A 12,495-nucleotide genomic window follows, 5' to 3' on the forward strand; every position below is an offset into this window, starting at 1 on the left:
TAAAAACCTTTTTCCATAATTGATAACATTTTTATAACTAATGATAAAATAGAAAAAGTCTATATGATTTCTTTTAAAGCAGATCAATTTTCATAAATTGCAATCTATTACGGAAAAAGCAAAAGATTCTAAACGTTTTCTTTTATCTATATGAGGTGATGAGGATCTAAACTAGATCGTTTTATCCTTCAATTTTTTAATCTTTCAATTCAAAAAAATGAAACTATATCCTATTGAAACCGGTAATTTTAAACTTGATGGTGGCGCAATGTTTGGCGTGGTGCCCAAAACAATTTGGAACAGAACCAATCCCGCAGATGAAAATAATTTAATTGATATTGCAGCTAGATGCTTGTTGATAGAAGATGGCAACCGACTGATTTTGATCGATACTGGAATGGGTAACAAGCAATCAGAAAAGTTTTTTGGCTATTATTCTCTTTGGGGATCTCATTCTATGGATAAGTCCTTAGCTAAATATGGTTTTCACCGTGACGATGTTACTGATGTTTTTATGACGCATCTGCATTTTGACCATTGTGGTGGTAGCGTGCAATGGAATGCAGACAAAACGGGGTATGAACCTGCTTTTAAAAATGCTAAATTCTGGAGTAATGAAAATCATTGGGAATGGGCTACAAAACCGAACCCTAGGGAGAAAGCCTCTTTCCTGTCTGAAAATATTCTACCTATGCAAGAAAGTGGTCAATTGAATTTTATAAAAAGACCTGAAGGGGATTTCTTGGAATCATCAGAACTAGGTTTTGGCATCTTTTTTGCGGATGGACATACTGAAAAACAGATGATTCCACATATTAAGTATAAAGATAAAACAATCGTTTTTTGTGCTGATTTATTGGCGACAGCCGGACATATTCCAATTCCTTACGTAATGGGATATGATACGAGACCATTGTTGACCATGCCTGAGAAAACTAAATTTCTTACATCCGCAGCTGATAATGATTACTATTTATTCTTGGAACATGATGCACACAATCAAATTATAACTGTGCAACATACTGAGAAAGGCGTTCGACTAAAAGACGTTTATACGGCTGAAGAAATCTTAACGTAGTGTTAATACTGCTTTTATTTGTAACAAAATAAATTATTTTCGACAAATATTTAAAACATAAATTAAATTTCCATGAATATTATTAAACCCATTTGCCTTTCTACTTTTGCCGTTTTGGTTTTAGCAGGATGTGGAGCTCAAAAGCAAGTTTCAACAACTGCTTCGTTAGCTCAAATTAGCGCTCCTTTAAACATAAAAAAAGTTGCTCCTTTAAAAGAAAATGAATTAAAACGTTGGAGTCATTTAGACATTGTAAATGATACAATCCCTGGAATGAGCGTTGACAGAGCGTATTCAGAATTATTAAAAAATAAAACTGGAGTAAAAGTTATTGTTGGAATTGTAGATTCTGGTGTTGATATTGAACATGAAGATTTAAAAGATGTTGTTTGGACCAATACAAAGGAAATTCCTGGAAACGGAATTGACGATGATAAAAATGGTTATGTAGATGATATTCACGGTTGGAATTTTCTTGGAGATATTACCAAAGAGAATTTGGAGTATGAAAGAATCATCAAAAATAAAGACTTAGTTGATGAGTTAACGTATCAAGCTGCAAAAGCATTAAATGATAAAAAAATTGCGGATGCGACAGTAGGAAAAGCGCGTACAGAGCAAATGATTGCGGATTTAAACGAAAGTGATGCCGCTTTAGCAAAGCATTTCGGAAAACCGGTTTACACAATTGACGAAGTAAAAGCAATTGTTTCAGAAGAACCAGCCATGCAAAAAAGCAAAGCTTCAATGCAAAGAATGCTTTCTTTTAATTTGCCAATAGCAGATTTGAAAGTGGCTATTCAAAAGCAATTAGATGGTATGAATGCGATTTTAAAAGGAGACAACCTAACAACTGATTATAGAAAAGTTGTAGGAGATAATCCTAATGATATCACAGATACAAAATACGGGAATAACAATGTTATGGGACCAGACAAGAATGAAATTCTTCATGGAACTCACGTTGCTGGTATCGTTGCTCAAGTGAGAAACAACAATATTGGAGGTGACGGAGTTGCTAACAATGTTCAAATCTTGACTGTTCGTGCAGTACCAGATGGTGATGAGTACGATAAAGATATTGCGTTAGGAATTCGCTACGCAGTTGATAATGGTGCAAAAGTGATTAACGGAAGTTTTGGAAAAAGCTTTTCTCCTCACAAACAATGGGTTTATGACGCTATTAAATATGCTGAAAAGAAAGACGTATTAATTGTTCATGCTGCAGGAAATAGTGCTGAAGACATTGATAGTTATGATAACTTTCCGAATGATTCTGATGACAAAAAAACGGAATTCGCTGACAATATGATTACTATTGGAGCTTTGAATTATGAATATGGGGATAAAGTGGTTGCTCGTTTCTCAAATATTGGGAAAGTGAATGTTGATGTTTTTGCTCCTGGAGTGAAGATATATGCTACAACGCCAAATGATACTTACAAGTATTTACAAGGAACTTCAATGGCTTCACCAAATGTTGCAGGTGTTGCTGCTTTAATACGTTCTTATTATCCAAAATTATCTGCCTCTCAGGTAAAACATATCTTGATGGATTCAGGAGTAGCGATTTCTACTGATGTAGTTGTTGGAGGGAAACCTACTGATGTGCGTTCTTTTACTGCGCTATCTCAATCAGGAAAAATAGTGAATGCTTACAATGCTTTACTGATGGCTGAAAAAATGTCAAAATAATATTTATCAAATATTTAAAAATGGAAGGGCAATTTGTCCTTCCATTTTTTATTTTAAGCAATTTGAAAACCTTCATTTATTTTTTTACTTTCGTCAAATCTTAACATAGTGTTAATCCATTTATAGTCTGTTGTAAAAAGACATAATTTAGGCCCACATTTAATTTTAAAAATTTATAAATGAACACGATTAAACCTATCTATTATTCTGCCTTTGCATTTTTTGCATTAGTAGGATGTAGCGCTCAAAAACAGCTTACTAAGACTAGTGCACCTATAACGATAAGTTCGCCTTTGATTATTAAAAAAGTGGCGCCTATTAGTGATGCTGATTTAAAACGTTGGAGTCATTTAGATTTAGTTAACGATACAATCCCCGGAATGAGTGTTGATAAAGCCTATTCTGAATTGTTGAAAAACAGAAAAGGAGTAAAAGTTATCGTAGGAGTTGTAGATTCAGGAGTTGACATTGAGCACGAGGATTTAAAAGATGTTGTTTGGACCAATGCAAAAGAAATTGCTGACAACGGAATTGACGATGATAACAATGGGTTTGTTGATGATATTCACGGTTGGAATTTTCTTGGTAATTCAGGATTCGAAAATTTAGAGATGACCCGTATTCTGAAAAAAGCAGATGATGGATCAGTGACCTATAAAAATGCAAAAGCAGAATATGAAAAAAAGTACAATGAGGCATTGGAAGGAAAACAGCAAGTAGATTTTCTTTTAAACACTAATAAAACGATTCAAACGTATTTAAAGAAAGACGATTATACGCTTGAGGAATTGAATGCAATTGTGACTACTAATGAAGATTTGAGTAAAAGTAAAATGATTATGACTAGCGTTATTGGGCAGTCAGGTCCTACATTCAACGCTGATATCGAAGAATATAGAAAATACGTTTACGACCAATTGAATTATAATTTGAATAAGGATTTTAATGGCAGGGAATCAGTTGGTGATAATCCAGATGATATAAGTGACAACAAATACGGTAATAATGTAGTTTTTGGGCCTGATAAGGAAGAGGCATTGCACGGCACTCATGTTGCGGGAATCATTGCCCAAGTTAGAGGCAACAGTATTGGAGGCGATGGAATTGCAAATAATGTTGAAATTATGGCAATAAGAGCTGTTCCTAATGGTGACGAATACGATAAAGATATCGCTTTGGCGATTCGTTATGCTGTTGATAATGGCGCGAAAGTAATTAATGGGAGTTTTGGAAAAAGCTATTCTCCACACAAACAATGGGTTTTTGACGCCATTAAATATGCTGAAGCAAAAGATGTTTTGTTTGTACATGCCGCTGGAAACGACGGAAACAATATTGATTTAGAAAAAAATATTAATTTTCCAAATGATTCTGAAGACAACAAAAAAGAGTTTGCTAGCAATGTTCTTACTGTTGGTGCGATAAACAATATTTATGGTTCTACTGTTGTTGCTCCATTTTCTAATTACGGCACTATTAATGTGGATGTATATGCGCCGGGAATGGAGATTTACGCTTCTGTTCCAAACAACAAATATAAATACGAACAGGGAACATCTATGGCTTCGCCAAATGCAGCCGGGGTTGCAGCATTAGTACGCTCGTATTACCCTAAATTATCTGCTAAGCAGGTAAAGCAAATTCTAATGGATTCTGGAACACCACTTCCAACTTCAGTAGAATTAGGAGAGCAAAACGATAAAAAATCGGCAGCTGATACGTCAAAATCTGGAAAAATGATCAATGCGTATAATGCACTGATTTTTGCAGCTGCGTTATCTGAAAATATTCAAAAATAAATTTACTAATCCAAGGACATGAGTCCTTCCATTTTTCAATTAAATACCATGAGAAAACTTATTTTACTTTCAATTATCACGCTCAGTTTTGGGTCTGTTTATGCACAAAGTGCCACATACTGGCAACAACATGTTGATTACAAAATGGATGTTACCATGGATGTAAAAAACTATCAATATAAAGGAAAGCAGGAATTGGTTTACACCAATAATTCTTCTGATACTTTAAGAAAAGTATATTATCATTTGTTCAATAACGCATTCCAACCAGGAAGCGAGATGGATGCAAGACTACATAGCATCAAAGATCCTGACGGAAGAATGGTGAACAAAGTAAAAGTAGATGGAAAAGAAGTTAAAGTAAGCCGAATCGAGAGCTTGAAGCCTAACGAAATTGGCTACTTAAAAATTACTAATTTCAAGCAAGATGGAGTTGATGCTGTTGCAAAAACGGTAGGAACAATACTTATTGTTGATTTAGTAAAACCAATTTTACCTAACTCTAAAACTACTTTTACCCTAGATTTTGATGGTCAAGTGCCAGTTCAAATTCGCCGTTCTGGTAGAAACAATTCTGAAGGAGTTGAATTGTCAATGGCACAATGGTACCCAAAAATGGCCGAATTTGATTTCGAAGGATGGCATGCTGATCCTTATATCGCAAGAGAATTTCACGGTGTTTGGGGGAATTTTGACGTAAATATCACTATCGATAAGGACTATACAATAGGAGGTTCTGGGTACTTGCAAAATCAAAACGAAATAGGACACGGATACGAAGATGCTGGTGTTAACGTAAACTATCCAAAGAAACTGAAAACATTGACTTGGCATTTTGTTGCGCCAATGGTTCATGATTTTACTTGGGCTGCTGATAAAAACTACATTCACAATGTGGTAAAAGGGCCTAATGATGTCGCTATACACTTTTTATACAAAAACTATCCAAAGACAGTAGAGAACTGGAAAAAGCTACAACCAATGATGGTGAATGTAATGGATTTTTACAATAAAAACATTGGAGACTATCCTTATAAACAATACTCTTTTATACAAGGTGGTGATGGAGGAATGGAGTATGCGATGTGTACTTTAATGCTAGGAAACGGAACTCTGGAAGGAATTTACGGTACGGCTACACATGAGTTAGGACACTCTTGGTTTCAACATATTTTAGCTTCTAATGAATCTAAGCACCCTTGGATGGATGAAGGATTTACGACTTATATTGAAGATTTGGCTATCAACGAACTATCTGGTAAAAAAGTAGAAAACCCTTTCAAAGGGAATTATAACGCTTACTATAAGTTAGTGGAATCAGGGAAAGAACAAGCACAAACGACACATGGTGATCGTTATGATGAAAATAGACCTTACAGCATTTCGTCTTACGTAAAAGGAAGTATCTTCTTATCTCAATTGGGTTATGTAATAGGACAAGACAATCTTGCTAAAACGGTAAAAAGATATTACCAAGATTTTAAATTCAAGCATCCTACGCCAAATGATATCAAAAGAACGGCAGAACGTGTTTCAGGTGCTAACTTAGACTGGTATTTAGTTGATTGGGCAGAAACTGCTAATACAATTGATTATGGAATTAAAGAAGTGAAAGAAAATGGAGAGTCAACTACAGTTAGTCTAGAGAGAATTGGAAGAATGCCAATGCCTATTGACTTAACAGTAGAATATGTTGATGGAACAACAGAGAGTTTCTATGTTCCGTTGCGCATGATGAGTTTTGAGAAAGAAAACCCGAATCCATCCGTAAGAAGAACAGTTTTAAACGACTGGACTTGGGCTGCATCTGACTATGACTTTACTATCGCTAAAGCAAAAAGCACAATCAAGAAAATCACTATTGACCCAAGCGGATTAATGGCTGACGTGAAACAAGCGAATAACGTTTATGAAATGAAGTAATATTTCTTATAAAGCAAAAAAAAGTCTAGTTGTGAAACTAGACTTTTTTTTTGCTTTTATATTTCTTCTGATTTACTTAGATTTTCTAACATGTCTTTGGTCATGGTTTCTAAGTCATATTTATGTTTCCAGCCCCAATCTTCTCTCGCTTGGTGGTCATCTATACTTGCAGGCCAACTGTCCGCAATTTTCTGGCGGAAGTCAGGTTCATAAGTAATCGTGAATTCTGGAATGTGTTTCTTAATTTCTGCAGCAATTTCTGTTGGCGTAAAACTCATTGCAGCCAAATTGTATGAAGAATGAATTTTGATTTCATCTTGTGGTGCTTGCATAATATTTATGGTCGCAGCAATTGCGTCATCCATATACATCATTGGCATTTTAGTTTCTGATGAAAGGAAACATTCGTAAGTTTTATCAGAAAGTGCTTTATGAAAAATATCAACTGCATAATCTGTAGTTCCACCACCTGGAGGTGAAGAATAGCTTATTAAACCAGGATAACGGATGCTTCGCACATCAACACCAAAAATATTATGGTAATATTCGCACCATCTTTCACCAGATTGTTTGCTGATTCCATAAACGGTAGAAGGTTCCATTATGGTATATTGTGGGGTATTCTCTTTAGGAGTTGTAGGTCCAAAAACAGCAATGCTAGAAGGCCAGAATATTTTTTTTATTTTTCCGGCTTTCGCCAAATTCAAAACGTGAAATAATGAATTCATGTTGAGGTCCCAAGCAAAAGCAGGGTTTTTCTCAGCTGTCGCTGATAGCAATGCAGCCATCAGATAGATTTCGTCAATCTTATGTACTTCTACAAGATGCTCAATTTGATTGAAATCTAAGGCGTTAATTACCTCAAATGGACCTGAGTTGACAACGTCATTGTTCAGTTTACGAATGTCAGAAGCGATAACATTATCAGTTCCGTATATTTTTCGTAATGAATGGGTTAGCTCGGTTCCAATTTGACCACAAGCGCCAATAATTAATATTTTCGTACTCATTTTGATAGGTTTTGAATGGCAAAGGTAACGTTTTCGTAAATATTTTCGCGCTAGTGAATCAAGATTACAAATACGATACAAAAAGGCTTAAAAGGATAATTTTCTTTCTGTTTTTTTGGCATATTTAATGCTGAAAATGCAGTGTTTAGAGTGTAATTGTAATTCGCATTTTGGAATCTGTAATTATAAATTTACTTTGTAACTTTGTGCTTCAATGCAATTACAATGAAATACAAATTATCCTACTTTCTTTTTCTGATTATTTTGCTTTCCTCATGTAAAAATGATGATCAAAAACGGATTGCCGAAAATGAAAAAGATGCCCAAAAAAAGGAAGTCATTTTCTTAAACATAGACAAAGGCTGGGTCTTTTATGACACTCCTATTAATACCACTTCAGAGGCCAGCATGGCCACTTGGAATGAATTACGATTATTTTTAGCTGAACTGGCAATAAAGCCTAAAAAAACCATTGGCGCTTTTCAGCAAAAATCGACAGCTATTTCTAAAAAAGTAATGGCGTTGAATGAAAATATACCAAATCAGTTTGACAAGCCTCAGATCAAGAGTAGAATTTCGACTTTGATCACTAAGGTGCGCTTGCTGGATTTATATATTCATTTGGACAACATTCCAGAAAAAAAGGTAACTCGCACAATTGCAGAGATCAATAATGAATTGTCCTCCTTGCAGAGACAAATGGATAAAATTACAGAAAAAAGTAAAATTCCTGTTGAAGCGGGCGAGTCAGAATTAATGAAAATGATGGATGCTTCAAGAGCAATCCCGAATACACCAACTACACCTATCGATCCAAATACCCCTCAAATTGAGTAAGACAGCCTTATATAACACATACGATAATTCCCCAAAAGTTAAGCAAATTGTAGAGCAATTGGGCGGATTAAACCCAATAAAGATGCAACTCGACGGTTTGTTGGGCTCTTCTGTTTCATTCGTTATTCGTGCTTTATTTAAAAAGGCGGAGCGTCCCTTTTTGATAGTTTTAAACAACAAGGAAGAAGCAGCTTATTATTTGAACGATTTAGAACAAATGATTGGTGAACAAGATGTACTGTTTTATCCAGGATCTTATCGACGTCCGTACCAAATTGAAGATACAGATAATGCTAATGTTTTGCTACGTGCCGAAGTGCTCAACAGAATTAATTCGCGCAAAAAACCAGCGGTTATCGTTAGTTATCCAGAAGCGCTATTTGAAAAAGTAGTTACCCGTAAGGATTTGGAAAAAAATACTTTAAAAGTATCTGTTGGAGACAAAATTTCTATTGATTTTATCAATGAAGTTTTATTCGAATATGAATTCAAAAGAGTTGATTTTATTACTGAGCCGGGCGAGTTTTCTGTTCGTGGAGGTATTGTCGATGTTTTTTCTTTTTCAAATGATAATCCATACCGAATCGAGTTTTTTGGAAATGAAGTGGACAGTATTCGTAGTTTTGACGTTGGCACACAATTGTCTATAGAAATCCAAAAAAAAATCACCATAATTCCTAATGTGGAGAACAAGGTTTTTCAGGAGAACCGAGAAAGTTTCTTGGATTACATTTCAGAGAAAACGGTAATTTTCATTCAAAACACTGAGGACCTTTTTTCACAATTAGACAAGCAATTTACAAGAGCAGAAGAGGCTTTCGAAAAACTGTCTAAAGACATAAAACATGCCGCGCCTGAGCAATTGTTTCTAAATCAATCTGCTTTTATCAAAAGAGCATTGGATTTTTCAATCGTAGAATTGAGTTCCAGACCGATATTTAAAATAGCAAAAAAATTCGAATTCTATATTCAACCACAGCCATCGTTCAACAAGCAATTTGACCTATTGTTGAATAACCTGAATGAGAATCATTTCAACGGATATAAAAATTATTTATTTTGTTCGAATGAAAATCAGGCAAAGCGTTTTCATGATATTTTTGAAACTCTGGACGAAGCTAATTCGGAGAATATTCGAAAACAATATAATACTATAGTTTTTCCTTTGTACCAAGGTTTTATTGATGAGGAGAATCAAATTACTTGTTATACGGATCACCAAATTTTTGAGCGCTATCATAAATTTAACATTAAGAACGGTTATTCTAAAAAGCAAAATATAACTTTAAAGGAACTCACCACTTTGTCTGTTGGGGATTATGTAACGCATATCGACCACGGAATAGGGCGTTTTGGAGGACTGCAAAAAATACAAGTAGAGAATAGAACACAAGAAGCGATAAAGTTAGTGTATGCGGACAATGATATTGTTTACGTAAGTATTCATTCGCTGCACAAGATTTCGAAATACGCAGGTAAAGACGGAGCGCCTCCCAAAATATATAAATTGGGTTCGAATGCCTGGAAAGTTTTAAAACAAAAAACTAAGGCAAGAGTTAAGCATGTTGCGTTTAACTTGATACAATTATACGCCAAAAGAAGATTAGACAAAGGATTTCAGTTTGCCCCCGACAGTTATTTACAAAATGAATTAGAAAGTTCATTTATTTATGAAGATACGCCAGACCAAACCAAATCTACCCAGGAAGTAAAGGCCGATATGGAAAGTGACCGTCCTATGGATCGCTTGGTGTGTGGTGATGTGGGTTTTGGTAAAACTGAGGTTGCAATTCGTGCCGCTTTTAAAGCTGTTGACAATAGCAAACAAGTTGCCATTCTGGTACCAACAACCATATTAGCCTACCAACATTACCGTACTTTTACGGAAAGATTGAAGGATATGCCAGTCTCTATTGGCTATTTAAACCGATTCAGATCGGCAAAACAAAAAGCAGAAACGCTGAAATTATTAGCCGAAGGAAAACTCGATATTGTAATTGGGACACATCAATTGGTTAATAAAAATGTTGTCTTCAAAGATTTAGGATTGCTGATTGTTGATGAGGAACAAAAATTTGGAGTCAACGTAAAAGACAAATTAAAAACAATAGCAGCGAATGTTGACACACTGACTTTGACTGCAACGCCAATTCCGCGAACCTTGCAGTTTTCGTTAATGGCAGCAAGAGATTTATCTGTAATTACAACGCCACCACCCAATAGATATCCTATCGAGACGAATGTGGTTGGTTTTAGCGAAGAGTTAATTCGGGATGCGATTTCATATGAGATTCAGCGTAACGGACAAGTTTTCTTTATCAATAATCGCATTGAGAATATTAAGGAAGTCGCAGGAATGATTCAGCGATTGGTACCAAATGCCAGAGTGGGAATTGGCCACGGACAGATGGAAGGAAAAAAGCTCGAAGAGTTAATGCTTGCTTTCATGAATGGTGAATTTGATGTTTTGGTAGCAACTACCATAATCGAAAGTGGATTGGACGTTCCAAACGCCAATACAATTTTCATTAATAATGCCAATAATTTTGGTCTGTCTGATTTGCATCAAATGCGGGGACGTGTAGGGCGAAGCAATAAGAAAGCCTTTTGTTATTTTATTTGTCCACCCTATTCGGCGATGACAGAAGATGCTGGGAAACGAATCCAAGCCTTGGAACAATTCAGTGAGCTAGGAAGCGGATTTAATATTGCCATGAAAGATCTTGAGATTCGCGGTGCCGGAGATTTATTGGGAGGAGAACAAAGCGGATTTATAAATGAAATTGGTTTTGATACCTATCAAAAAATACTAAACGAAGCCATCGATGAATTGAAGGAACATGAATTCAAAGATTTATACCCTGTTGAGAATGATATTGAAACCAAAGAATACGTAAAAGACCTTCAGATTGATACTGATTTTGAGTTGCTATTTTCTGACGAATACATAAATAATGTAAGCGAACGATTGAGTTTATACAATGAGTTGGCTACTGTGAAAAATGAAGAAGAATTACAGCTCTTCCAGAAAAAATTGATCGATAGATTTGGACCTATGCCACCACGCGCTATTGCGTTAATGAATAGCATCCGTATTAAATGGATTGCCAGCCGTGTTGGAATTGAGAAATTAGTTATGAAACAAGGAAAAATGGTAGGTTACTTTGTGTCCGACCAACAATCTGATTATTACCAGTCCAATCGTTTTACGGATGTTATGCGTTTTGTTCAGAAACGAAGTTCTATTTGTAAAATAAAAGAAAAAGAAACGAAAAATGGCTTGCGCTTGTTGTTGACTTTTGATAATGTGAAATCAACTAGAAGGGCCTTGGAGTTAATGGAAATGTTGGGCGGAATAGAAAAATAATTTTTCTATTAGTTTAAATTAAAAAGCTTCCAGTCTTTCAAAGACTGGAAGCTTGAAATATAAGATTTGAAATGTTTAATTCTTCAAATCCTTGATTACTTTAAAAGCAACATCTACCTGCTCTTCACTCACTAATATCGTGAATTCATTAGAAGTTGAAATGACTTCGTTAATTATAATTCCTTCCCAAGCTAAACGTTGGAAAATGAAATAATAAATACCAGGAATAACAATGTTTTCTTTTGGTAATTTTACTGTTATTGAAGCTAAATCATCCAATTTTTGAATTAGTTTTTCGTTAGCAAGGTGTTTGTCAACCAATTGGTTTACACTTTTGCTTACCACAATGTTGATTTCATTTACACCTCTTGATGAAGTGTAAAAAACATCTGGCATCTCATTGATATCAGATATTAATGCTGCTTGTTTGTTTAAAACAGTTTCTGAAACCGCAAAAGTATAATCAGTCAAGGCAGAACGAACGGTGATTTCACCTATGTTTTTTATTACCTTATTTATTTTGTGGTTTAGTCTAAAATCAAGCTCTTCAGTAAGTCTTTTTAATGCCATTACAACCGCGCCTTGTTTCACTTCTTTACCAAACTCACTTTCCAATTCGGACATGATGTTTCTCGATAGTGAAGTCAGGTTGATAATCCCAAGCGATAATGCGTTTAATAAAAAGGGTTTTGTTTTGATGTAATTTTCTACAATTGAAGAGACGGTTTTCATAATTTTAGTGTGTTTGTGTTTGGTAAGAACAACAAGGTTGTTTAGTTTGTGTGT

The 12,495-nt window shown here is 35.1% G+C and carries 8 protein-coding genes; 6 read left to right on the top strand and 2 right to left on the bottom strand.

Going from position 1 to position 12,495, the window contains the following annotated elements:
- Positions 1 to 217: 217 nt before the first annotated feature.
- From BLV91_RS01755 to BLV91_RS01770, 4 genes are all read left to right on the top strand, one after another.
- The gene (locus BLV91_RS01755; RefSeq protein ID WP_091428911.1) at positions 218 to 1,078 is read left to right on the top strand and encodes an MBL fold metallo-hydrolase; all 861 of its coding nucleotides are present in this window, start codon (positions 218 to 220) and stop codon (positions 1,076 to 1,078) included.
- Between the two features lie 72 nt (positions 1,079 to 1,150).
- Positions 1,151 to 2,773, top strand: coding sequence for a S8 family peptidase (locus BLV91_RS01760; protein WP_091428912.1), 1,623 nt, complete (start codon positions 1,151 to 1,153; stop codon positions 2,771 to 2,773).
- 179 nt (positions 2,774 to 2,952) lie between these two features.
- On the top strand, positions 2,953 to 4,572 hold the full coding sequence (locus BLV91_RS01765; RefSeq protein WP_091428914.1) for a S8 family peptidase: 1,620 nt from the start codon (positions 2,953 to 2,955) through the stop codon (positions 4,570 to 4,572).
- 48 nt (positions 4,573 to 4,620) lie between these two features.
- Positions 4,621 to 6,495, top strand: a complete 1,875-nt coding sequence (locus BLV91_RS01770) for a M1 family metallopeptidase (RefSeq protein WP_091429127.1) — start codon at positions 4,621 to 4,623, stop codon at positions 6,493 to 6,495.
- Positions 6,496 to 6,551: 56 nt separating this feature from the next.
- Here BLV91_RS01770 and BLV91_RS01775 read toward each other — a convergent pair whose 3' ends face one another.
- Positions 6,552 to 7,505 carry an L-threonine 3-dehydrogenase gene (locus BLV91_RS01775; RefSeq protein WP_091428916.1) on the bottom strand — a complete coding sequence of 318 codons (954 nt, stop codon included), beginning with the start codon at positions 7,503 to 7,505 and terminating at the stop codon, positions 6,552 to 6,554.
- A 225-nt stretch (positions 7,506 to 7,730) separates the two neighbouring features.
- Between BLV91_RS01775 and BLV91_RS01780 the strand changes: the two genes are divergently transcribed.
- Positions 7,731 to 8,342 carry a DUF3450 domain-containing protein gene (locus BLV91_RS01780; RefSeq protein ID WP_091428918.1) on the top strand — a complete coding sequence of 204 codons (612 nt, stop codon included), beginning with the start codon at positions 7,731 to 7,733 and terminating at the stop codon, positions 8,340 to 8,342.
- Positions 8,335 to 11,709: a transcription-repair coupling factor gene (mfd, locus tag BLV91_RS01785; protein WP_091428920.1), complete on the top strand. Its 3,375-nt coding sequence runs from the start codon at positions 8,335 to 8,337 to the stop codon at positions 11,707 to 11,709. The genes BLV91_RS01780 and mfd overlap by 8 nt, the downstream gene beginning before the upstream one ends.
- Positions 11,710 to 11,784: 75 nt before the next feature.
- Here the strand turns inward: mfd and BLV91_RS01790 are convergent, their stop codons facing one another.
- Positions 11,785 to 12,441, bottom strand: a complete 657-nt coding sequence (locus BLV91_RS01790; protein WP_091428922.1) for an aspartate kinase — start codon at positions 12,439 to 12,441, stop codon at positions 11,785 to 11,787.
- Positions 12,442 to 12,495: the final 54 nt, after the last annotated feature.

The organism is Flavobacterium degerlachei (assembly GCF_900106645.1).
Taxonomy (GTDB): Bacteria; Bacteroidota; Bacteroidia; order Flavobacteriales; family Flavobacteriaceae; genus Flavobacterium; species Flavobacterium degerlachei.